Here is a 22,309-nt window from a genome sequence, read left to right as displayed (position 1 = left end):
GGCCGGGCGGCGGCGCTCAGGAGTGGTCGGCGACCACGTGGACGAGGTTCCCCGCCTGCGCGACGATGGCGAGGCGCCAGGCGTCGAAGGTCGCGTCGCTCACGTCGAACGGCCGCTCGAAGCGCTGCATGTCCGGTGTGTGGATGTGTCCTGCGGGGATCTTCAGGGCCATGCGGTCCCTGAGCAGTGTGTTGCGGTAACCGCTCTCGTTGGAGAGGTAGTTGCCGCCGCCTCCGCTGTACGAGCACGAGCCGGCGTCCGGCGGCACCGGGGCGGTCGACGGCGGGTACTGGGTCGGCGGCGGGCTGTTGCGCGTCACCAGCGCGGTCGACGAGCAGTCGGGGAACTCGGTGTAGTTGGTGTGCCACACCACACCGAACGCCACGGACGGATCGGGCCACTCGTCACCCGGCGGGCGCGGGACCGAGGCACCGGTGTCCGCCTTGATCATCTGTCCGACCGGCAGGGTCGTGGTGGTCCACTGCGGCGGGTTCGTGAGGCCGAACTGCTCGGGCCCGCCCCAGCGTCGCACGACCGCGGTGTCGCAGCCGTGGTTGTCGGCCGCGAGCTGCGGCGCGCCGTTCAGCGTCGGGCAGGGCCGGCTGTCGTCGTTGCCCGGCGAGACCCCGTGGTAGCGGCCGTTCCACTGCTCCAGGTCGAACACCGAGCCGCTCGCCTGGCTCACCGTGACGGAGGCGTCGACCTGCCGGGGGCCGGGGCGCATCAGCGGCCCGACCGTGTCCTCCAGGTAACCCGCCTCGAACTCGGTGTAGTTGACGGGCAGTGTGTACGCCTCGATGTGCGCCGTTTCGCCGTCGGCCGTCCGGTACACGGTCCCGTCGAGCGCGAGCGCCGTGGCCCCCGACGGGTTGCCGTGCCGGATGTTGTCGCCGACGGTCCCGGCCGCGCTGCCCGTCGTACCGCCGTCCAGGGTGTACGGGTCGAAGCCGCTCATGACGACGCGCTTGACGCCCTTGCCCGCGGGGAAGCGGATGTCGGTCATCCCGCGCGACGCCCGGTCGAAGGCCGTGATGAGCGCGGAGCGCCGCGCGTCGGACAGGGCGAAGCCGGGCGTCCAGCGGCGCAGCGTCGCCGTGGCCTGGAGCCGCGTCCAGTAGAGCGGGCGGTCGTCGCTGTAGGGGAGGCTGCCCCGGGTCTTGACGTGCCGCTGGGCCCGGTCGACCGCCGCCCGCCAGAGGTCACGCCCCTCGCGCTCCACCAGTGCCCGCGCGCCGGCCAGGGTCCGCGTGCGGCACAGGGCGCGGGTCAACGCGGGCCCGTACGCCTGGAACCCGCCGCCCTCGATCATCTGCTGGGAGAACGGCTCAGCCGCGGCCTTCGCCGGGTCGCCGTCCTCGGGCAGCACCGCGCCGAGCCTGCTCTCCTCCACGGACAGCGGTGCCAGGGACGCGGCGCACGCCGGGCCCGGCCCCTGGGCGGCGGCGGGTCCCGCCGCCCACAGCGGGGTCAGCGCCGACACCGCGGCGAGCAGGGCCGCGGCCGCCTTGGCCTTGAATGGGAACACGCGACGTACCGCCTCACTCCCGGTGACGTGACCGCGCCAATCTTTGGCCCACCCGCCCCACCCGTCAAGAACGCCTCCGTCCGCCCCGCGGCGTCCCCTACGCTTCCGCGGGCCGCAGACGGGCGGCGAGGTGGACGAGGTGCGACCTGGCGTCGGGGGCGAGCGGCCAGCCGGAGTCGGCGAGCCCGGCCGTGAGCTCGTCCCAGCCGAGCCACCAGCCGTCGGCCACCTCGCTCACCTGGTGGACGATCGGCCCGTGGGCCCCGGGGTCGTGGCGCGTCTCGTACACGCAGGCCAGGTAGTTGGTGTCCGCGTCGGTGTACCAGCGGCGCGTCACGGGCCGCAGGGCGCAGCCGCGCAGGCCCATCTCCTCGCCCAGTTCGCGCTCGGCCGCGGCGAGCGGCTCCTCGCCCGCGGTGATCACCCCGCCCACCCAGGCGTCGAGGAGCCCGGGGTAGAGGTCCTTGCCCGTGGTGCGGCGGTGCACGTACACCCGGCCCGCGGCGTCCCGCAGCAGGATCTTCACCGCCGCGTGGGGCAGGTTGCGTGCGCGCACCCGGCTTCTCGGCGCGGTGCCCGTCACCCGCCCCGGGACCTCGTCCTGGGCGTAGAGGGCGACGGTCTCCTCTGCGGCGGACTGCATGTCTGCTCCTCGCGGTGGGGGCGGCGGGTGCGCGCCGGGGCGTCAGGTCGGCTCGACGAGTACGGTACCGAGGTGGCGGCCCGCCAGCAGGTCCATCAGCGCGCCGGGGGCCCGGTCGATGCCTTTCAGGCGCACGTGCGGGAAGGCCAGCGTCCCGGCGCGCAGGCCGGCGCTGAACTCCGCCTCCCACTGCGCCGCCGACGCCTGGTGGTCGGTGGCCGTGAGCCCGGTGACCGTGACCGCACGGGAGCACAGGCTCAGGGTGTCGACGCGGGCGGTGGCGCCGGTGCCGCCGCCCGCCTGCCCGCTGAGCGCGCCCACCACGACGATCCTCGCGTGCCTGCGGGCCTGGGCCGCCGCGGCCTCGAACTGGTCGCCGCCCACGGTGTCCACGACCAGGTCCACACCGTCGGGGGCCGCCGCGCGCAGCTGGTCCCCGATCGGGCCGTCGCCGCGCACCAGCACGGCGTCGAAGCCGAGTTGGCGCCGCAGGACGTCCGCCTTCCAGTGTGCGCCCGTCGTGCCGATGAGCCGGCCGGCACCGCACAGCCGGGCGAACTGCCCCGCGACACAGCCGACTCCGCCGGCCGCGCCCGTCACCAGCACGGTCTCGCCCGGCCGCGCCCTGCCCACCCGCTCCACCGCGAGCCAGCCCGCGAACCCCTGGGAGAGGCAGGCAGCGGGATCCGGCCAGGCCCCCGGGTCGACGGGCCGCACGCGGCCCGCTTCCAGGAGCGCGTACTGCTGCCAGCCGTGGTCGTGCCGGACCAGGTCGCCGGGGCGCAGGGGCGTACCGGTGGCCGCGACGACCTCGCCGAGCGCGCTGCCGCGCAGGACGGCGCCCGGCCGGTAGGGCTCCATCGGCAGCGCCTGCCCGCCCGCCATGAGAGTGCGGGTGGCCGCTCCGACGCGCAGGGCGAGGTTGCGCACCAGCACCTCGCCCTGTTCAGGGGGCCGCAGGGGCGCCGTCGTGATCGTGAAGTGCTCGGGGCGCAGCGCGGCGCCCGGGCGGGCGGCGAGCCTGACCTCGCGGTAGTCGGGCGGCAGCGCCCGCGCGGCAGGGCAGGTGCCGGACGCCGCCCGCGGTTCCGGCGCCATCGGCGTCATCCGCCGAGTGCGGGGCGGACGATCGCGAGCGCCGCGACGAACAGCCCCAGGTAGCACCAGGCGAGAAACCCCATGGCGGGTCCCGGCGGCCAGGTCGGGGTGCGCAGGGAGGCGAACCGCTCGCCGCCGCCCCAGACGAAGCCGCACGCGGACAGCGGGAGCCAGCCGGCCAGCGCGGTCGCCCCGTGCAGCTCCCAGGGGCGTACCACGGTGAGGGCGAGACCGACGGCGCCCGCCGCACACAGGACGGTCAGCAGCACGGAGCCGCGCAGGCCGACGGTGTTGGAGTAGAGCGTGGCGCCCGGCGTCCGGTCCGCGCTCGTCTTGCGGGCGAACTCGTAGTGCAGGAACGTGCAGGCGCACAGCGCCGCGCCCGTCAGCGCGGCCGCCACGGGCCCGCCGCCGGTGGCCTGCCGGAAGGAGAGCCAGATGTGGGCGCTGAGGAGGATCTGCACGGGGTAGCTGACCAGCAGGTTGACGAAGATGCGGTCGCGCACCGCCGCCGACCTGCGCTCCAGGAGGACGAGGAAGCAGATGTAGGCGAGGTCCAGGAGCATCACGGCGACCAGGGGCCAGGACCGCCAGCCGTTGAGCGCCAGTTGGGCCAGGACGATCAGCGCCATGGCGGCGCGCAGGTCCGCGACCTTGACCGAGCCCCTGGGAAGCGGGCGGTCCGGGTTGTACCTGCGGTCGTACTCCAGGTCCTTCTGCTCGTCGACGATCCGGATGAACAGCAGGGCCAGGTAGACGGAGACGATCTCCGCGAGCAGGGCGGGCCCGAGCCGCCAGCCGGATCCGGGGTCGAGCAGGGCGAGCGTGCCCTGGAGCGCGAGGACCCACAGCACCGCGTAGGTGACGTACACGCGGGCCGGTGCCCGCTCGGAGAGGAAGGCGCGCAGCCGCGCGGCGGAGCGCGGGACGGAGCGGGACGTGCCGTCGGACAGGTCGCGTACCGGTCCGGTGGTGGGCGTGGTCATGCGGTGCCCTCTTCCAGGATCTTCACGGAGCCGGTCGCGCCGTCGATCTCGATGCGCGCGCCGTCCGGGATACGGGTCGTCGCGTGCTGGAGCGCGACGATGGTCGGGATGCCGAACTTGCGCCCTGTGATGGCGGTGTGGGACAGCAGGGTGCCGCGCTCCACGACGATGCCGCGGGCCGAGAGCATCAGGAAAAGCCAGCCGGGGTCGGTCTCGCGGGCGATCAGGATCATGTCGTCGGTGGTCTCTTCGAGGTCGTGCGGGTCGACCACGACGCGGGCCGTGCCCTGGACGACCCCGCTGCTCGAACCCAGCCCGTACAGGGTGCTCTCGTCGGCGGTGCCTGAGACGGGGTCGGGCAGCGCGTCGCGCACCGGGCCCATGGTGACGAAGTCCATCGGCAGCTCCGCCTCCCTGGCCCGGTGCTCGGCGCCGCGCACGGCCGCGAGGCCGCGCAGGTCGTCGGTGACCGCGGTGCCGTCGTAGGTGCCGAGGATCTCCTCCTCGGTGAGGTGGACGACGTCGTCGGCGGTGTCGAGGAGCCCGCGGGCCGCGAGGTCGGCGCCGAGCGTGCGGTAGACGGAGCGTGCGAAGCCGAACAGCTCGCTGCGGTTGTAGCGGGTGTTCTCCCGGATGTTGACGTACCGGCGCTGCCCGGCGACCAGGGCCCGCAGGGTGCCGCGCCGCAGCGGGCGGCCCCGCAGCAGGGCGCGCAGCCGCTGCTCCGCGGCGTCGCGGGTGGCGCGCTCGCGGGCCCGCAGCATGTCTCCGGTCACCTCGCCGCGCGCGTACTCCCCCGCCATGCGCAGCAGTTGCCAGGGCTCGTCGCGCGGCAGCCGGACTTCGAGCTTCAGCTCCTGGAGGCCGCGGTCGCCGTGGAGCCTCGCGTGCGTGCGGAGCCGGTCGGCGAGGTCGTCGCCGTACGCCCCCGCGGCGATCTCCGCCCAGACGCCCTCGACGGGTTTCGCCGCGAGGGCGTCGAGCAGTTCCGGTGTGGCGCGGATGTGCTCGGCGATGCCGATGACCGACATCAGGATGACCACGCTGCGGTTGGGCCTGCCGCCGCACAGCAGGTCGGTGTGGAGGCCGTCGTCGGCCTCCGGCAGCCAGCGCGCGAACAGGCGCAGGGCGAGCGTCTCGTGGATCTGCAGCAGGATGTCGTTGACCAGGGTGAGGCCCCAGTGGCTGCCCGCCTCGCGCCACAGCGACCGCATCAGCTGGACGAGTTGGAGCGGGTCGGCGGTCTCGGCTGCGGCCCGGTGCTCGGCGAGGGTGCGCTGCCACCACTCCTCGAACCGCCGGGCCGCCGGGACGTGCAGGGCCCAGCGGACGGTCAGACGGGCCACGGCGGCGGCTGTGGCGGGGAGTTGGGAGACGGGTTCCAGCAGCGGCGTGGGCCGTACGTGGGTGACCGAGGGCGACATGCCCATCATGCGCTCGAAGCTGTTACGCCAGAGCGGAAAGGTCCTGCTGAGCCCGTGCAGGACGTACCAGGCGCTGAGGGAGTAGTAGACCCGGCCGCGCAGCAGCCCGATCATCCCCCTCAGCTCGTTCTCGTGCCGGTCGAGCAGGTCGCGGGGGACGCCGAGCTTGCGGTAGAAGTCGTGGAAGTCCTCGCGGTAGAAGTGCTGGGCGAAGGAGTAGGTCAGTGCGGTGGTGACACCGGGATAGCTCTCGGTGATGTTGGCGTTGCTCCACAGGCGCTGCCGGTCGAGTTCCAGCACGACCGGCCTCGCCTGGAGGATGTGCAGCGCGCCGTCGTCGGTGAAGGTGCCCTCGATGTCCTGCGGGCGGCCGAACAGCCGCTCGATCCGGTCGCCGGCCGCCACCGCCCGCCGGATCTGCTCGTCCGTCAACGCGGCCGTGTCGCGCAGCCGTTCGGACACCTCGGAGAGCTGCGGCCCGTCGGCGGGCCGGTCGGGGTCCCGGGCCATGCGGTGGGTCTTGTGGGCGAGTACGGAGCGCACCGCGCCGTCGCGGCGCGAGACGAAGTAGTGGTCGACGGGGACCTTCTCCTGGACGACGCCCTCGCCGATGCCGAGGCCCGCCGCGAGCACCCGGTCGCGGGCCCCCGTCAGCGGGTCGCAGGTGAACAGGACGAACGACCGCTCGCCGAACTCCATCCGCTGCACACCGACCGCGACGGCGAACCCGCGCTGGCTGCCGCCGCGGGCGGCCCGGTAGAGCAGCGACTGCGGCCCGAACCCCGAGGCCCAGCACAGCCGCACCTTGTCGAGGAGCAGGTCCCTTGTCACGTAGAGGAAGCTGTCGCTGATCCCGGCGAACGCGTCGTGTGCCGAGTCCTCGCCCGCGTGGCCCGCGGTGCCGACCACGGACGAGCGCACCGAGACCACGGCGTCGGCCCCGAACTCCCGGTCGAAGGCGTCGAGGAGGAGGCGCCGGAGGTGCCCTGGCACCCGGGCCCCGAGGACCAGTCGGCCGATGCGGGCCGCCGTCTCCTCGACGGACGGGAGGTCCGCCGGGTCGAGTCGCGCGAGCAGGGCGTCGATCTCGGGGCGCACCGGCGCGAGGACGCGGGCGAACACGTCGGCGGAGAGGCAGAAGAAGCGGGGCACGGGCAGGCCGGCCAGCGCCATGCGCGCCTGCCGCGCGAACTTGGGCCCCACGGCTGCCTCGTCGAGCAGCGCGCGGCCGCGCACGACGGGCCCGGGCCGCCCGCCGGGGCGCGTGAGGCGGGTCAGGAGAGCGGGCGTACGGCTACGGTTCACGGTGCATTCACCACACCCAGGGGATGACGCGGCGGTGTGACGCCGCGTACGCGGAATAGCCGGGAAGCCGGAGGAGCATCCGCTCCTCCACGAGGATGCGCACGACGAGCGTGGGAAGCAGCACCATCAGCGCCGCGGCGCTCGCGGTGTTGAGGAAGAAGACCACGAACGCGACATGGGCGAGCGCCATGCCGAGGTAGGCGGGGTGCCGCACCCACCGGTAGGGCCCCGTCCGCACGATCTCGTGGTCGTCGAGGGCGCGCACCCGGTGCGAGTAGAAGCGCCCGAGGGTGCGGATCGCGACCAGCCGCAGGGCCACGGCCGCCGCGAAGACCACGGGCACCGCGAGCATCCACGGGTGGTACGTGCGCTGGTCGGCCGGCACCAGGCAGGCGGTGGCGACGGTGGCGGCGCGCGCGGTGGCGTAGACGTAGATCGTGCCGCGGTCGGTGGCCGTCTCCGTGGACGTCGAACTGCGCACGGTCGTCCAGGTTTCGAGGACGAGCCACAGCAGGTGCAGCCCGGCGAGCACGACGGCCACCCGCTGCCAGGCGTCGGACCAGCCGAGCGCGCCTCGCACCACGGCGGTCCCGGTCGCCGCGAGGCAGACCGCGAGGACGAAGAGCGGGTACTTGCGCAGAATCCAGCGCATGACGCCTTCCGGGGGTCGGGGGTGGACCGTTCACATGGCGGGTGGCGCGGGCGGCCGCCGGCCGCCGCGCCGGGCCGGCGGCCACGGGGGTGGCGCGGCGGCGGGTCAGTGGTGCACGAAGGCGCCGTCGCCGAGCGGCGCGCCCGCGGCGTCCCCGAGGTACGCGAGCCGGGGCATCGCCTCAAGGAACTGCCGCTCCTCGATCAGGGCCGCCCTGCTCTCCGCCATCACCACCATGTCCATGGACCCGGTGGCCGCCGAGGCTCCCGCCTGCACCAGGTCGCACCGGCCGCGGAAGCGCAGCCGGTCCTGCCCCTTCCAAACGTGCTCCTCCAGCCGGTAGTCGATCCGGGTGGGCAGCGGCAGGAGGAACCTGCTGAAGGAACTCTCCAGGGAGTTGAGGATGAAGCGGCGGGGCGTCCCGGTCCTCGCCAGCAGGTAGCGCTCGGCCACGGCGAGCGACATCTGCCGCACCACCTCGGTGATCACCGCCGCGGTGACATGGGCGCTCGCGGCGTGGTCGAGGACCATCTCCTGCCGGTCGCTGATGCGCAGGGCCGCGGAGAACCGGTCGTCGGCGACCCGGTCGAGCCCGGCAAGGAGGACGTTGTCCGGGTTGTGCTTGTGCACCTCGGCGCAGCCCAGCATCGGGGGCATGGGCGGGTCCCGCAGGATCGACTCCGGTATGCCGAGCCGGCGTAAGCGGCCGCGCACGATCTCGCGCTCGTAGCGCTCGATCCCCTGCCCCGGCACCAGGACCGGCCACGGTGCGCGCACCGAGCCGTTGTCCAGTCCTGTGAGGAGCGCGGTCAGGGACATCAGGCCGGCGGCCGGCGAGCGGCTCGCCAAATTGTCACCGACGATGAAGACCACGTCGCGGGGGTCGGGTGGGCCTCCTGGCTCCAATGGATCCGCGAGCTCTGCGGGCACGGCTGCCTCGCTCGTCGACTGGGGTCGCACAGGTCCTCCTCGGGGTGAGCCCGCCACAGGCACGACCGTGGGCCGACCGGCTCGCAGACGGAACGTTCGGCGAACACTGGGTGACGATTGTGCTGAGGCGCCCTTGCAGCGCGCCGGACGGCGGGCTTGCACCGGGGGCCGCGGGCGCGGCGCCGAGCGGGCGGCCCGGCCGGTCCGCGCAGGGCTGCGACCGGGAGGAACGGGCCCGTCCAGGCATTTCGGAAACACTCAACTGCCGGCGTGTCCCCGGCATGACGCGGGTGCCCCGGGGCATGTTGACGACCACGGGGACCGACGAGGTTGGAGCATCGGCATTGCAGGCTGAACCTCCGTACGAGGACGTCCGCTTCGGGGTCCTCGGCCCGCTCGAAGGCTGGCAGGGCGACCGCCGTCTCCAGCTCGGCGGGAGCGTCAACGAACGCGTCTTGGTGATGCTGCTGTTCGAGGCCGGGCACATGGTCCCGGCCTCCCGGCTGATCCAGGCGGTGTGGGGCCACCAACCGCCGGCGACGGCGCTCCAGCAGATCCGCAAGGCCGTCGCCGACCTGCGCAGGCGCATCTCGGGCGGCCGCACGCTCATCGTCACCGAGCCGCCCGGCTACCGCGCGGCCGTGCCGGAGTGCCAGGTGGACCTGGGGGTCTTCGCCGCGCGGATGCGCACCGCGCGGAAGGCGCACGAGGAGGGCCGTATCGACGCGGCCGTGGCCGACCTCCAGGCGGGCCTCGACCTGTGGCGCGGGCCCGTCCTCGCCGGTACGGGCGGGCCCGTCATCGAGGCCGCTGCCGCGAGTTGGGAGGAGCGCCGCATCGCCGCGACCGAGCTCGTCTTCGACCTGCGCCTCGGCAGGGGCGAAGCCGGCGAGCTGATCGGGGAGTTGCGCGCGGCGGTCGCCGCGAGCCCGCTCAGGGAGAACGTGCGCGGCCAGCTCATGCTCGCCCTGCACCGCTCGGGGCGGCGCGGCGAGGCGGTGGAGGAGTACGCGAGGCTGCGCTCCCTGCTCGCCGAGGACCTCGGGATAGAGCCGAGCCCCCGCCTGTCGACGCTGCACACGGCGATCCTGCGCGGGTCCCCCGAGCTGGACGGCGCCCGCCACCGCGCCGTGCCGTCCGCCGTGGTACGCCCGGCGCCGCCCAGGCCGCCCGTGCCGCGGGTACTGCCGCACGGGCTGGGGGACTTCACGGGGCGCGACAGGGAGACCGAGCAGCTCGTCTCCGCCGTGTCGAAGGACTCGGGGCGCCCCGGCCCGCGGGTCCTGGTGATCGACGGCATGGGAGGCAGCGGCAAGACGGCGCTCGCGGTGCGGGTGGCGCACCTCCTCGCCCCCGCGTACCCGGGCGGGCAGCTCTACCTCGACCTGCGGGGCTCCACCGCGGGCGCCGAGCCCCTGTCCACCGGGGAGGCCCTTGGCGCGCTGCTGGCGACGCTGGGCGAGGTGCCGGGCGAGGAGCCCGCGGCGCCCGAGCCGCTCGCCCGGGTGCCGCGGTGGCGCAGCGCGACGGCCGACCAGCCCTTCGTCCTGATCCTCGACAACGTTGCCGACGCTGCCCAGGTGCGGCCCCTGCTGCCCAGTTGCACGGGCAGTCTGGTGCTCGTGACGAGCAGGATCCGTCTTGCCGAACTCGACTCGACGGCCTGGCTCACCCTCGATCCGTTCGACGAGGCGGAGGCCGTCGAGCTCCTCGGGCGCATCCTCGGCGCCGACCGGGTCGCCGCGGAGCGCCCGGCCGCTTCCGAACTCGTCCGGCTCTGCGGCAACCTGCCGCTGGCCGTGCGCGCGGCGGGGGCCAGGCTGCGCAAGCGGCCCCACTGGCCGCTCGGCCACCTGGCCGACCGGTTACGCGACGGCGGCCGCGTCCTCGCGGAGCTCCGGTGCGGCGACATCAGCGTGGAGAGCACGCTGCGCGTCTCGTACGAGGCGATACCGCCGCAGCACCGGGCCGACTTCAGAACGCTCGGCCACCATGCGGGGCCCGACCTGGGCATCGCGGCGGCCGCGGCGCTCCTGAACACCGGCAAGGAGCTGGCCGAGGCGTCCCTGGAGCTGCTGCTCGACATGAACCTGCTCCAGCAGCACGCCTTCGGCCGCTACTCCTTCCACCCCCTCGTCCGCGCCTTCGCCCGCACCCTGCCGGCGCCCCCGGACTCGCCCTAGCCGCAGTGGGCGTAGCGCCCCCGGAAGAAGACCAGGGGCGGGCCGCCGCGCTGGATCGCCAGGTCGCGGACGGCGCCGGTGACGAACCAGTGGTCGCCCGCGTCCACTTCGCCGGCCACGTCGCACTCGAACCAGGCCAGGGCGCCGAGCAGGACGGGGGCGCCGCAGGCGCCGGGCCGGTGCGGGACCCGCCAGCGTCCCGGGTCGGCGGCGGCGAAGTTGCGGCACAGCTCCTCCTGGTCCGCCGCCAGCACGTTGACGCAGAAGCACCCCGCCGCGCGGATGCGGGGCCAGGTGGTGGAGGTCCTGGCCGGGAGGAGCCCGACGAGCGCCGGGTCGAGCGACACCGAGGTGAAGGTCCCCATCACCATGGCGGGCGGCGGCTGGTCGGGGGCGGGCGGCGGCCCGGTGACCAGGACCACCCCGGTCGGGTGGTGGCCCGCCACCCGGCGCAGCAGCGCCCCGGCCACCCGGGGGCGCCCTGCGCGCGCCGGGACCACGTCGGCTTCCTGTGTGGAGGGTTCCCTCATCGTCGTCGTACCTCCGGTCCTGCCGGCCGGCGGGGCGTGCCCGCGGTGTGCCCGCCGCACGTCCCGCCGGGGGGTTCAGGCGGCAGCCGGGACGGGCTGCCCGACATAGGCCACCCCGGGGAACTCCCGGGCCAGGTCGGCGACGTCGGCGGCGACCTTGCGGGGGTCCTCGGAGCGCAGCAGGAGGCGGGCGAGGAGTTCGGCGACCGCGGCCATGTCGTCCTCCTTCATGCCCCAGCGCGTCAGCTCCTGGGTCCCAAGGCGCAGCCCCGGCCGGGCGTTGCTCGGCAGGACGACCGTGGTGGTGCGGATGTCGGCGCCGGTGAGCAGCCGCCCCCAGGCGTGTGTGCCGCTGCTCTCCGGCATGTGCAGCCACACCTGGTGCGTGTCGGTGAAGCCGAAGTCGGCGCCGGGCAGTTCGAAGCCGCGGCGGGCCAGCTCGTCGGCCAGCCGCCGGGCGTTGGCGATGACCTGGGTCGCGTAGGCGGTGCGGTTCGGCAGCAGCTCCTCCAGGGTGATCGCCAGGCTGGCGACCGTGGCGGAGTGGGAACTCGACGCGGTGAACGGGATCCGCCCCGCCACCTTCTCCGCGAGGTCGTCGCTGTTGGTGACGAGGAGGCCCTTCTGCGGGCCCGGCAGCGTCTTGTGCGTGCTGCCGGAGATGCTGTCGAAGCCGCCGTCGAGGAGGAGGGTGCCCGGCGCGGCGGGCAGCAGGCCGAGCAGGTGCGAGGCGTCGAGGCAGATGGTCGCGGCGGGGGCCGCGGAACGCAGCGCCTCGGCGTCGGGGAAGCGCAGGGTGGTGGAGGCGTCGAGATAGATGACGTCGACCGGGTGCTCGGCGACCCGGGCGGCGAGCGCGGCGTGGTCGATCTGGAGGCGTGCGCGGTCGAAGGGCAGGAAGTCGACCTCGTAGCCGAAGCTCTCGCAGATGGTCACCGTGGCGTAGTGGCCGCCGTCCTCGGGGGCGAGGACCATGACGCGGCCGGCGCGCGGGGTCACCGCGGTCAGCACGGTGTGCATGGTGTGCAGGCCCGAGAGGAACTGCACGAAGGCGTGGCGGGCCCCGTAGAACTCCTTGGTGAGGTCGACGCAGTACGTGTAGACGTCGTTGAGGCCGCTGACGTCGCCGTACACCGCGACGGGCGTCTCGGAGTAGGGGTAGCGGTTGACCGCGTCGGTGGCGAGTGCGGCCGCTGCCCGCGGCGAGAGGCGGTTCTCGATGGGGAAGAGGTTGAGGCTGGGCCTGCGCTGGAGGGCGGCGAGGACGTCCATCAGTAGCTCCTGTGCTGGGGGGTGTGGGCGGGGCGCGGGGTCACAGCCACGGGTAGCGGGCCACGTCCTTGCCCGCGTAGTCGGGGTCCATGTAGATGAAGGCGCGCTGGATGAGGACGTCGCGCACCTCGAACACACCGCACCAGCGGCCGGCGCCCCACTCGGGTACGCCCACGCGCCAGGGGCCGTCGCGGTGTTCTCCGTGGGTGGTTCCCTCGACGGCGAGCACGTCGGTTCCCGTGGTGATCCAGTTGAAGGACGAGAAGTGGTGCTCGACCGAGACGACGGTCTTGCCGAGGTCCCCGAACATCTCGTTTATCTCGCTCTTTCCGTGCGCGAGCCCCCACTTGGGGAAGAAGAACAGCGCGTCGGGGGCGAAGAACTCGATGAGGGGTATTCCGTCGTGGCTCGTCCCGCCGTTGTCGAAGGCTTTGAGATAGGCGGTGATGACGGCCTTTCGCTGTTCGTCCGTCATCGGGCTTGCTGCCGCGGGCATGAACGACCTCCCAAACAGAGGGGATTTCCCAGAGGGCACGGCGCCCCGGCGTGGACGGTGTCGTCTTCCCGGCGGCCTGCGGCCCGCGGCAACGATGGCAGGGGCGGCTTGCCGCGGGCTTGACGGTGTGGTGCCGACGCGCTTGCAGGGGCGCTCAGTTGCCGGTCATGGCGAGCATGGCCGGCGTATAGCGCTCACCGTGCACGGGCAGCGAGGCGGCGGCCGCCGTCACCGCGGCGAGGTCGTCCTCGCTCAGGCGTACGGCGGCGGCGGACAGGTTCTCCGCCAGGTGGTACGGGTCGCCGGTGCCGGGGATGGGCACGACGTCGGCGCCCTGGTGGTGGAGCCAGGCGAGGCCGAGCTGCGCCAGGGTCAGGCCGAGCCGGCCGGCGTGCGGGCGCAGGCGGCGCAGCAGTTCCTGGTTGCGGGCGAGGGCAGCGGGGGCGAAGCGCGGCTGGCCGCGCCGGAAGTCCTCGTCCGCCAGGTCGTCCTGGGTGGTGATGCGGCCGGTGAGGAACCCGCGGCCGAGCGGCGCGTACGCGACGATGCCGATGCCCAACTCGCGGCAGACGGGCACGACCTCGTCCTCGATGCCGCGCGTCCACAGGCTCCACTCGCTCTGCACGGCGGTGACGGGGCACTGGGCGTCGGCCCTGCGCAGGGTGGCGGCGGCGGGCTCGCTGAGCCCGAAGTGGCGCACCTTGCCCTCCGCGATCAGCTCGGCCACCGCGCCCGCGGTCTCCTCGACGGGGACCGCGGGGTCGATCCAGTGCTGGTAGTAGAGGTCGATGCGGTCGGTGCGCAGGCGCCTGAGCGAGCGCTCGCAGGCGGCCCGCACGTAGGACGGCTCGCCGCACAGGCCCTGGAAGCCCTCGGCCGAGCGCACCATGCCGAACTTGCTGGCGATCACCACGCCGTCCCTGCGCCCGGCGACGGCGCGGGCGAGGAGTTCCTCCCCCGCGCCCAGGCCCTGCACGTCGGCGGTGTCGAGCAGGGTCACCCCGGCGTCCAGGGCGGCGCGGATCGCGGCGAGCGCCCTTTCGGGGTCGGGGCGGCCGTAGAAGTCCGTGGTGGGCAGGCAGCCGAGGCCCTGGGCGCTCACTTCGAGCGTGCGCAGGGTACGCCGGGGCAGGGCGGCGCGGGGCGTGGGCATGGCAGGAACCTCCGGTACGGGGGGACGCGGCCGGGTCCGGGGTGTCCCACCGGAAGGCGCGGCAGCGAGGGGACGGGAGCGCGGGCGGCCGGACCGTGCGGCCGGCGGTGCGCACTCCTGGTCCAGCACGGTAACGGCCGCCCCTGGTATCCACAACGCCGCTTCCGAGCAAGGGAGTTGTCTGTCACGGCGCGGTGACGCCGCACGTCACCTGCGGTGCGTTTTCTGCAAGTGCGCCATCCGTCTTCGTGCAAGGCGGGGTCGCCACAGTGGGCGGAGCGTGCCGGGCGAGACCTGTCACCGAAGACGGCGCCGATTCCGCGGCGCGGTCCGTGGCCCGCACGAGCGCAGCCACTTCCGTATGCATGAGGAGTTTCCATGTCGCGCGTGTCCACCACTCCGAGCAACAACCCCACGACCGCATACGCCCTGCTGCGGCGGCTGCGGGACCACGGAGTCGAAACGGTCTTCGGCGTGGTCGGCCGGGAGGCCGCGTCCATTCTCTTCGACGAGGTGGAGGGGATCGACTTCGTCCTGACCCGCCACGAGTTCACCGCGGGCGTCGCCGCGGACGTGCTCGCCCGGATCAGCGGCCGGCCGCAGGCGTGCTGGGCCACGCTGGGGCCCGGCATGACGAACCTGTCGACGGGGGTCGCCACGTCGGTGCTCGACCGCTCGCCGGTCATCGCGCTGGCCGCCCAGTCCGAGTCGTACGACGTCTTCCACAACGACACCCACCAGTGTGTCGACGCGGTCGGTGTGATGCGCCCGCTGACGAAGTACGCGGTGGAGCTTCAGCGCCCCGACGACATCACCGACCTGGTGGACTCGGCGGTCTCCGCGGCCATGACGGAGCCCGTCGGGCCGAGCTTCCTCTCCCTCCCCGTCGACCTGCTCGGCGCCGAGACCGACGCCGCGGAGTCCCGGCCGCCGGCCCGCACACCTGACAAGCCCCTCGGCGTGGTCCAGGACGGCTGGCAGGCGGCGGCCGACGAGGCGGCCGAGCTGCTCGCCGAGGCGCAGCACCCGGTCCTCGTGGTGGGCGCGGCGGCGATCCGCTCGGGTGCGGCGCCGGCCGTGCGGGCGCTGGCCGAGCGGCTCAACATCCCGGTCATCACGACGTACATCGCCAAGGGCGTGATGCCGCAGGGCCACCCGCTCAACTACGGTGCGGTGACCGGGTACATGGACGGCATCCTCTCCTTCCCCGCGCTGGACACGCTGTTCGGCCCGGTCGACGTGATCGTCACCCTCGGCTACGACTACGCGGAGGACCTGCGGCCCTCGATGTGGCAGCGGGGCGGCGAGAAGAAGACCGTGCGGGTCTCCCCCACGGTCAACCCCGTGCCGCGGGTGTTCCAGCCGGACGTGGACGTCGTCACCGACGTGCTCGCCTTCGTGGAGCACGTGGACGAGCGCACCGCGAGGCTCGCGCCGAAGACCGCGCACGACATCGCGCCGCTGCGGGAGCGGATCGCGGAGTTCCTCGCCGACCCCACGGCGTACGCGGACGGCATGCGCGTGCACCAGGTGATCGACTGCATGAACACCGTGATGGCCGAGACCGCGGAGACGGGCGAGGGCACGATCGTCTCCGACATCGGCTTCTTCCGGCACTACGGGGTCCTCTTCGCCCGCGCCGACCAGCCCTTCGGGTTCCTGACGTCGGCGGGCTGCTCCAGCTTCGGCTACGGCATACCCGCGGCGATGGGCGCCCAGATGGCCAGGCCAGGGCAGCCGACGTTCCTCATCGCCGGCGACGGCGGCTTCCACTCCAACAGCGCCGACCTGGAGACGATCGCGCGGCTCAACCTGCCGATCGTGACGGTGGTCGTCAACAACGACACCAACGGGCTGATCGAGCTGTACCAGAACCTCGGTCACCGCCGCTCCTTCGACCCGGTCGTCAAGTTCACCGGTGTGGACTTCACGAAGCTGGCCCAGGCCAACGGCGTGGAGGCGGTGCGCGCCGCCAGCAGGGAGGACCTGCTCGCCGCGCTGCGCAAGGGAGCGGCGCTCGGGCGCCCCTTCCTCATCGAGGTGCCCGTGAACTACGACTTCACGGCCGGCGGCTTCGGCGCCCTGGACATCTGAGATGTCGCTGCCTGCCGCCACCGGCTTCCTCGCCGCCGTGCGGGAGGGGGACGAATCGCTCCCCCTCGCCGCCCTGGCGACCGCCGGCCTGCGCGACGACACCCGCGAGGAGTTCGAAGGGCGCACCGTGTTCAGCGGGCTGGTGCACAGCGGCGCGCCGGACGGCGCCAGGGCACGCGGCCGCGGCACGTCGCTCGTGCTGGCCGGTGAGCTCTACAACCGTGAAGAACTGCGCTCGCTGCTGCCTTCCGGCGACCCGGTGGGCGACGCCGAGCTCGTCCTCGCCCTCTTCGAGCGCTACGACCTGCACGCGTTCCGCCTGCTCAACGGGCGCTTCGCGATCCTCCTGCACGCCGGGCCCCGGGTCCTGCTCGCCACGGACCACGCGGGCTCGGTCCCGCTCTACGTGAGCGTGCTGCCGGGCCGGGTGACGGCCGCCACCGAGGCGAAGGCGCTGCGGGGCGTGGCCGCGGGGCGCGCCCTGCGCGCGGGGCGCGCCGTGCGCCGGCTCCCCGGGGTGCACCAGGTCCCCGCGGGCACGGTGCTCGAAACGTCCCTGGGCAGCGGCACGTGCACGGCGCACCGCACCTGGGCGCCGCCGCTGCAGCGCCGGATCCTCCCCGAGGCGGACGCGGTGGACGCCGTCCGGGAAAGCCTGCGGCGCGCGGTGCGCGCACGCTCGGGCCAGGCGGCGCCGCTCGTGGTCCTGTCGGGCGGCATCGACTCCTCCAGTGTGGCCGCGCTCGCGGCCCTCGGCACCGACGGGCCGATCGACACCGTGTCGATGGGCACCGACGTGGCCGACGAGTTCCCGCAGTCGCGGCTCGTCGCCGAGCACCTCGGCACGGCGCACCGCGAGATCACCGTCACCACGGCCGACCTGCTGCGGCGCCTGCCGCACGCCGTGTGGGCCGCGGAGTCGCTCGATCCCGACATCATCGAGTACCTGCTGCCGCTCACCGCGCTGTACCTGCGGCTCGAAGGACCGGGCCGCCGCATCCTGACCGGGTACGGCGCGGACATCCCGCTCGGCGGCATGCACCGCGAGGACCGGCTGCCCGCCCTGGACAGCGCGCTCGCGCACGACATGGCGACGTACGACGGCCTCAACGAGATGACGCCCGTGCTCTCCGGCATCAGCGGCCACTGGTCCACCCACCCGTACTGGGACCGGGAGGTCCTCGACCTCCTGGTCACCCTGGAGTCCGGGCTCAAGCGCCGCTACGGGCAGGACAAGTGGGTGCTGCGCGCCGCCATGGGCGACCTGCTGCCGTCCCAGACCGTCCTGCGCCCCAAGCTCGGCGTGCACGAGGGCTCAGGCGCCACCTCCTCGTTCAGCCGGCTGCTCACCGGCGCGGGGATCGAGCCGTCCCGCGTGCACCAGGCCAAACGCCTGGTGGTGCAGGAGCTGTTCGACGCCGTGGTGGTGGCGGGGCGGCACCCGGACGAGGTGGAGACGGCGCAGGCGGTCCAGTCGGTCGCCGACCGGCTCGGGCACCGCGTGGGGACCGGCTCGTGACGGAACCCCGTACCGCAGACCCGAAGGAGTCATGACGGCGTGGAACGCATCGACACCAACGTCTCACCCCGCTACGCGCAGATCCCCACCTTCATGCGCCTGCCGCACGACCCGGAGCCGGGCGGCCTCGACGTGGTCGTCGTCGGGGCCCCGTACGACGGCGGCACCAGCTACCGTCCCGGGGCCAGGTTCGGCCCGCGGTCCATCCGCGGCGAGTCGGGGCTCATCCACGGGGTGGGCATCGACCGGGGGCCCGGCACGTTCGACCTGATCCGGTGCGCGGACGCGGGCGACATCGACCTGACCCCGTTCAACATGCACATCGCGATGGACCACGCCCAGCGGCGGCTGACCGAACTCCTCGCCGACAACGGGGCGTTCCTCATGCTGGGCGGCGACCACTCGCTGACGCTCGCCGCGCTGCGCGCGACCTCGGACAAGCACGGCCCGCTGGCCGTGCTCCACCTCGACGCCCACAGCGACACCAACCCCGCCTTCTACGGCGGCGAGTACCACCACGGCACGCCGTTCCGCCACGCCATCGACGAGAAGCTCGTGGACCCGCGGCGCATGGTGCAGATCGGGATACGCGGGCACAACCCGAAGCCCGACTCGCTGGACTACGCACGCGGCCACGGCGTACGCATCGTCACCACGGACGAGTTCACCGCGCTCGGCACCGAGGCGGCGGCGCGCCTGGTCCGGGAGACCGCGGGCGACGCGCCGCTGTACGTCTCGGTCGACGTCGACGTCATGGACCCGGCGTTCGCGCCGGGGACGGGGACCCCCGCGCCCGGCGGCCTCACCTCGCGCGAGGTGCTCGCCCTGCTGCGGTGCGTGGGCGACCTGCGGCCGGTCGGCTTCGACGTCATGGAGGTCTCGCCCCTGTACGACCACGGCGGCATCACCTCGATCCTCGCCACCGAGATCGGCGCTGAGCTGCTCTACCAGTACGCACGCGCCCACACCCATGAAAGGAACTCCCAGTGACAGTCGTGGACTGCACCCCGTACGCCGACGACCTGCTCGCGCTCGCCGCGCGGCTGCCCCGTGTCCCCCGCGCCGACCTGTACGCCTTCCTGGAGGGCGCAGGTGCGGCGACCCTCGACCTGCCCGACGCCCTGGCGCGCGAGCTGGACTCCTTCAACTCCTCGGGGAACCAGGACGGTTACCTGCTGCTGCGGGGCCTGCCCGTGGAGGCGACCGAGGCCCTGCCGCCCACCCCGACCACCACGCCGGCCCCCGAGGACCGCCCGCTGCTCACCATGGAGGCGATGCTCGCGCTCGTCGGGCGGCGCCTCGGCCTGCACACCGGCTACCAGGAGCTGCGGTCGGGCACCGTCTACCACGACGTGTACCCCTCGCCGAACGCCCACTACCTGTCCTCCGAGACCTCGGAGACGCTGCTGGAGTTCCACACGGAGATGGCCTACCACCACCTCCAGCCGAACTACGTGATGCTGGCCTGCTCGCGGGCCGACCACGAGCGCACGGCGGCCACGCTCGTCGCGTCCGTACGCAAGGCGCTGCCGCTGCTCACCCCCGAGACGCGCGCACGGCTCCACGACCGCAGGATGCCGTGCTGCGTCGACGTCGCCTTCCGCGGCGGTGTACCGGACCCCGGTGCGATCGCGCAGGTCAAGCCGCTCTACGGCGAGAAGGACGACCCCTTCCTCGGCTACGACCGCGAGCTGCTCGCCCCGGAGGACCCCGCGGACGCGAAGGCGGTCGACGCGCTGTCGAAGGCGCTCGACGAGGTCACGGAGGCGGTCTACCTGACCCCGGGTGACCTGCTCATCGTCGACAACTTCCGCACCACGCACGCCCGCACCCCCTTCACGCCCCGCTGGGACGGCAAGGACCGCTGGCTGCACCGGGTCTACATCCGCACCGAGCGCAACGGCCAGCTGTCCGGCGGCGAGCGCGCGGGCGACGTGGTGAGCTTCACGCCCCGCGGCTGACCCGCGGCACCGCATCGGGAGCCGGGCGGAGGGGCCGACGACGCCCCCTCCCCCGGCTCCCTCAGCCCTGCGCGGCGGCCGCGCACCGGGCCTCGTCCGTACGAGAGGGCCCCGTGCGCGGCCGCCGCGCGCTGTGCGCTGTGGGCCGTGCGCGCCCTGCGCACACGGCCGGTGCGTCCCGTGCCCGGGCGGCTCAGAGCGGCACGGAGCGGCGGACGGTGCACGTGCACCGTCCGCCGCTCCATCCTTCGGCCCGCGGCCCGCGCGCCGCGGGCCGTCAGCCCGCCGCAGGCTCCGCCGTACGGCGCCCGAGCAGCCTGGCCAGGGCGCCGCCCACGAAGTCGCGGTCGGCGGCGCCGGCCCCCGCGCCCGCCAGGTGGCCCCAGGAACCGGGGACCACTTCGAGCGTCGCGTGCGGCAACAGCCCGGCGGCGCGCTCCTCGTCCGCCACGGCGAAGCACTGGTCGAGGGCGCCGGGCAGGAGCACCGCATCGGCGGTGACGGAGGCCAGGGCCGCCGCGGCGTCGCCGCCGAAGCCGGGGCTCGCGCCCACGTCCGCGTGCTCCCAGGTGCGGACCATGGCGAGCAGGTCGGCTGCGGCGGGTCCTGCCGTGAAGAACGGCTCCCAGAAGCCCGTGAGGTACTCCTCCCTGCTGGTGAACCCGAGCTCCCGGTAGCCCTCTTCGGCCCAGAAGGGGTGCGAGGCCGCCCAGCCGGCGAAGACCCGGCCTGCGGCGCGCCGCCCCCGCTCACCGCCGCCGTCGGCGCTCAGCGCGGCCGCCAGGCCCGACAGGAAGACCTTGTTGTGCTCGCTGGTCACGGCGGAGCCGCAGACCGGCGCGATCCTGCGCACCATCTCCGGGTGCGAGACCGCCCACTGGTAGGTGTGTGCGGCACCCATCGACCACCCGGTGACCAGGGCCAGTTCGCGCACGCCCAGGTGCTCGGTGAGCAGCCGGTGCTGGGCCGCCACGTTGTCCTGCGGGGTGATCAGCGGGAAGTCCGCCCCCGCCGGGTGGTTGCTCGGCGAGCTGGAGACGCCGTTGCCGAACAGGCCCGCCGTGACGACGCAGTAGCGGCGGGTGTCGAGCGGCCTGCCCTCCCCGATCAGCCAGTCGTAGCCGGTGTGGTCGCCGCCGAAGAAGGACGGGCACAGGACGGCGTTGGAGCCGTCCGCGTCGAGTGTGCCGTGCACCGCGTAGCCGATGCGCGCACCGTCCAGGGTGCCGCCGCCGAGCAGCGGCAGTGTGTCGAGTGTGAAGACGTCGTGGTCCACCGCGCGGCCTCCGCTCACAGCCAGTTCGGCGCGATCTCGGTGGCCCACAGCTCCAGGCTGCGCAGCTGCACGTCGTTGGGGATGAGCCCGGAGTACTGGCACTGGAGCAGGTACTCGGGGTCGTGGTGCTCCACCAGCTTCTCGATCTTGCGGTTGATGTCGTCGGGCGTGCCGACCCATTCGAGGCCACGCTCGACGAGCGTGGCGTAGTCGGAGCCGATGGGCCCCTTCTCGCCGACGTTGCGCAGCGCCTCGGTGAAGCCCATGGGGCCGAACCAGTTCTCGAAGATGAAGCCGCCGCCGCGGGCCGCCCAGTGGTGCGCCTCGTCGGCGTCCCGCGACACCAGGACGTCCTTCATCACACCGATGCGCTCACCCCTGCCCAGTGCGCCGTGTCCCGCCGCCTCCGCCTCCTCCCGGTAGAGGTCCATCAGGCGCCGGACGATCCGGTCGTCGGTGTTCATCAGGATGGGCACCACGCCCTCCCTGGCACAGAAGCGGAAGGTGTCCTCACTGAAGCTGAAGGGCTGGAACACCGGCGGGTGGGGCCGCTGGTACGGCTTGGGCGCGATGCCCACCTCGTGGACGATCCCGCTCTCGTCGACGCCCCTGCCGTAGCGGCGCACGGCGTCGTAGTCGAACTCCAGGTCCTTGACGGGGATGGTCCACTGGTCGCCGGAGTGCGTGAAGGTCTCCCTGGTCCACGCCTTCTTGAGGATCTCCCAGTGCTCCTCGAACAGCGCCCGGTTGCGCCGGTCGTTCTCGCCTGCGTCGGAGAGCGTGCCGCCCACGTTGTACACCTGGCCCATGATCTCGGCCCAGCGCTTCTGGAAGCCGCGCGCGATGCCGACGAAGGTGCGGCCGTGCGCCATGTGGTCGAGCATCGCGAGGTCCTCCGCGAGCCGCACCGGGTTGTGGAAGGGCAGGATGTTGGCCATCTGGCCGACCCTGATGTGCTTGGTCTGCATGGCCAGGTACAGGCCCAGCATGATCGGGTTGTTGGAGACCTCGAAGCCCTCCACGTGGAAGTGGTGCTCGGTGAACGAGAGTCCCCAGTAGCCGAGTTCGTCGGCGGCCTGGGCCTGCTTGGTGAGCTGCCTGAGCATGTTCTGGTAGTTGCGCGGGTTGACGCCCGACATGCCTCGCAGGACCTGCGCGTGGCTGCCGACGGTCGGCAGGTAGAAGAGGATCGACTTCACGGGAATCCTTTCGGGTCGCAGCACCGGGAGAACCGGGAAAGGGGATGCGGTGGGGGAAGGCCC

Annotated in this window: 18 protein-coding genes; 5 read left to right on the top strand and 13 right to left on the bottom strand. The window is 73.5% G+C overall.

Annotated features, from left to right (window positions below; genetic code table 11):
* Positions 1-16: 16 nt before the first annotated feature.
* The 7 genes from AB0910_RS03840 to AB0910_RS03810 all read right to left on the bottom strand — a co-directional run bounded on the left by AB0910_RS03840 (position 17) and on the right by AB0910_RS03810 (position 8,593).
* Positions 17-1,525, bottom strand: coding sequence for a hypothetical protein (locus tag AB0910_RS03840; protein WP_366742884.1), 1,509 nt, complete (start codon positions 1,523-1,525; stop codon positions 17-19).
* 97 nt (positions 1,526-1,622) lie between these two features.
* Positions 1,623-2,168, bottom strand: a complete 546-nt coding sequence (locus tag AB0910_RS03835) for an NUDIX domain-containing protein (protein ID WP_366742883.1) — start codon at positions 2,166-2,168, stop codon at positions 1,623-1,625.
* Between the two features lie 42 nt (positions 2,169-2,210).
* Positions 2,211-3,266 carry an NADP-dependent oxidoreductase gene (locus AB0910_RS03830; RefSeq protein WP_366742882.1) on the bottom strand — a complete coding sequence of 352 codons (1,056 nt, stop codon included), beginning with the start codon at positions 3,264-3,266 and terminating at the stop codon, positions 2,211-2,213.
* 5 nt (positions 3,267-3,271) lie between these two features.
* Positions 3,272-4,252: a hypothetical protein gene (locus tag AB0910_RS03825; RefSeq protein ID WP_366742881.1), complete on the bottom strand. Its 981-nt coding sequence runs from the start codon at positions 4,250-4,252 to the stop codon at positions 3,272-3,274.
* The gene (locus AB0910_RS03820) at positions 4,249-6,981 is read right to left on the bottom strand and encodes a PEP/pyruvate-binding domain-containing protein (RefSeq protein ID WP_366742880.1); all 2,733 of its coding nucleotides are present in this window, start codon (positions 6,979-6,981) and stop codon (positions 4,249-4,251) included. Before AB0910_RS03820 ends, AB0910_RS03825 begins: the two co-directional genes overlap by 4 nt.
* Before the next feature lie 7 nt (positions 6,982-6,988).
* Positions 6,989-7,633, bottom strand: a complete 645-nt coding sequence (locus AB0910_RS03815; RefSeq protein ID WP_366742879.1) for an isoprenylcysteine carboxylmethyltransferase family protein — start codon at positions 7,631-7,633, stop codon at positions 6,989-6,991.
* A 105-nt stretch (positions 7,634-7,738) separates the two neighbouring features.
* Entirely contained in the window at positions 7,739-8,593 is an 855-nt protein-coding gene (locus AB0910_RS03810; protein ID WP_366742878.1) for an AfsA-related hotdog domain-containing protein, read from the bottom strand.
* A 314-nt stretch (positions 8,594-8,907) separates the two neighbouring features.
* On the opposite strand from AB0910_RS03810, the gene AB0910_RS03805 reads away from it, so the two are divergent.
* Positions 8,908-10,746, top strand: coding sequence for a BTAD domain-containing putative transcriptional regulator (locus AB0910_RS03805; RefSeq protein WP_366742877.1), 1,839 nt, complete (start codon positions 8,908-8,910; stop codon positions 10,744-10,746).
* On the opposite strand, the gene AB0910_RS03800 is transcribed toward AB0910_RS03805, so the two are convergent.
* The 4 genes from AB0910_RS03800 to AB0910_RS03785 all read right to left on the bottom strand — a co-directional run bounded on the left by AB0910_RS03800 (position 10,743) and on the right by AB0910_RS03785 (position 14,197).
* A complete protein-coding gene (locus AB0910_RS03800; RefSeq protein ID WP_366742876.1) occupies positions 10,743-11,276 on the bottom strand; it encodes a flavin reductase family protein in 534 nt (177 codons plus the stop codon). The two genes, AB0910_RS03805 and AB0910_RS03800, sit on opposite strands and share 4 nt — an antisense overlap.
* 75 nt (positions 11,277-11,351) lie before the next feature.
* Positions 11,352-12,548 carry a serine hydroxymethyltransferase gene (locus tag AB0910_RS03795; RefSeq protein WP_366742875.1) on the bottom strand — a complete coding sequence of 399 codons (1,197 nt, stop codon included), beginning with the start codon at positions 12,546-12,548 and terminating at the stop codon, positions 11,352-11,354.
* 40 nt (positions 12,549-12,588) lie between these two features.
* Complete coding sequence (locus tag AB0910_RS03790; RefSeq protein WP_366742874.1) at positions 12,589-13,044, bottom strand: nuclear transport factor 2 family protein; 456 nt, start codon at positions 13,042-13,044, stop codon at positions 12,589-12,591.
* 154 nt (positions 13,045-13,198) lie between these two features.
* Positions 13,199-14,197: an aldo/keto reductase gene (locus tag AB0910_RS03785; protein ID WP_366742873.1), complete on the bottom strand. Its 999-nt coding sequence runs from the start codon at positions 14,195-14,197 to the stop codon at positions 13,199-13,201.
* Between the two features lie 378 nt (positions 14,198-14,575).
* Here AB0910_RS03785 and AB0910_RS03780 point away from each other — a divergent pair, with 378 nt between their 5' ends.
* The 4 genes from AB0910_RS03780 to cs1 are packed head-to-tail and all read left to right on the top strand — an operon-like array spanning position 14,576 to position 19,771.
* Positions 14,576-16,291 carry a thiamine pyrophosphate-binding protein gene (locus AB0910_RS03780; RefSeq protein ID WP_366742872.1) on the top strand — a complete coding sequence of 572 codons (1,716 nt, stop codon included), beginning with the start codon at positions 14,576-14,578 and terminating at the stop codon, positions 16,289-16,291.
* Between the two features lies 1 nt (position 16,292).
* The gene (locus tag AB0910_RS03775; RefSeq protein ID WP_366742871.1) at positions 16,293-17,810 is read left to right on the top strand and encodes an asparagine synthase-related protein; all 1,518 of its coding nucleotides are present in this window, start codon (positions 16,293-16,295) and stop codon (positions 17,808-17,810) included.
* A gap of 39 nt (positions 17,811-17,849) precedes the next feature.
* The gene (speB, locus tag AB0910_RS03770; protein ID WP_366742870.1) at positions 17,850-18,800 is read left to right on the top strand and encodes an agmatinase; all 951 of its coding nucleotides are present in this window, start codon (positions 17,850-17,852) and stop codon (positions 18,798-18,800) included.
* Positions 18,797-19,771 carry a clavaminate synthase Cs1 gene (cs1, locus tag AB0910_RS03765; protein WP_366742869.1) on the top strand — a complete coding sequence of 325 codons (975 nt, stop codon included), beginning with the start codon at positions 18,797-18,799 and terminating at the stop codon, positions 19,769-19,771. Before speB ends, cs1 begins: the two co-directional genes overlap by 4 nt.
* Positions 19,772-20,048: 277 nt before the next feature.
* Here cs1 and AB0910_RS03760 read toward each other — a convergent pair whose 3' ends face one another.
* The gene (locus tag AB0910_RS03760) at positions 20,049-21,047 is read right to left on the bottom strand and encodes an alpha/beta fold hydrolase (protein WP_366742868.1); all 999 of its coding nucleotides are present in this window, start codon (positions 21,045-21,047) and stop codon (positions 20,049-20,051) included.
* Positions 21,048-21,061: 14 nt separating this feature from the next.
* Entirely contained in the window at positions 21,062-22,246 is a 1,185-nt protein-coding gene (locus AB0910_RS03755) for an LLM class flavin-dependent oxidoreductase (RefSeq protein ID WP_366742867.1), read from the bottom strand.
* Positions 22,247-22,309 lie beyond the last annotated feature (63 nt).

The sequence above is a fragment of the Streptomyces sp. NPDC047002 genome (assembly GCF_040704505.1).
Classification (GTDB): domain Bacteria; phylum Actinomycetota; class Actinomycetes; order Streptomycetales; family Streptomycetaceae; genus Streptomyces.
The sequence above is the reverse complement of the archived record's forward strand: the minus strand, read 5'-3'. Positions and strand labels throughout refer to the sequence as shown.

Excerpts from the sequence above, each read along its gene's own strand:
- AB0910_RS03835 (WP_366742883.1), bottom strand. The coding sequence starts at position 2,168 with ATGCAGTCCGCCGCAGAGGAGACCGTCGCCCTCTACGCCCAGGACGAG.
- AB0910_RS03830 (WP_366742882.1), bottom strand. The coding sequence starts at position 3,266 with ATGGCGCCGGAACCGCGGGCGGCGTCCGGCACCTGCCCTGCCGCGCGG.
- AB0910_RS03825 (WP_366742881.1), bottom strand. The coding sequence starts at position 4,252 with ATGACCACGCCCACCACCGGACCGGTACGCGACCTGTCCGACGGCACG.
- AB0910_RS03815 (WP_366742879.1), bottom strand. The coding sequence starts at position 7,633 with ATGCGCTGGATTCTGCGCAAGTACCCGCTCTTCGTCCTCGCGGTCTGC.
- AB0910_RS03800 (WP_366742876.1), bottom strand. The coding sequence starts at position 11,276 with ATGAGGGAACCCTCCACACAGGAAGCCGACGTGGTCCCGGCGCGCGCA.
- AB0910_RS03795 (WP_366742875.1), bottom strand. The coding sequence starts at position 12,548 with ATGGACGTCCTCGCCGCCCTCCAGCGCAGGCCCAGCCTCAACCTCTTC.
- AB0910_RS03790 (WP_366742874.1), bottom strand. The coding sequence starts at position 13,044 with ATGCCCGCGGCAGCAAGCCCGATGACGGACGAACAGCGAAAGGCCGTC.
- AB0910_RS03785 (WP_366742873.1), bottom strand. The coding sequence starts at position 14,197 with ATGCCCACGCCCCGCGCCGCCCTGCCCCGGCGTACCCTGCGCACGCTC.
- AB0910_RS03780 (WP_366742872.1), top strand. The coding sequence starts at position 14,576 with ATGTCGCGCGTGTCCACCACTCCGAGCAACAACCCCACGACCGCATAC.
- AB0910_RS03775 (WP_366742871.1), top strand. The coding sequence starts at position 16,293 with ATGTCGCTGCCTGCCGCCACCGGCTTCCTCGCCGCCGTGCGGGAGGGG.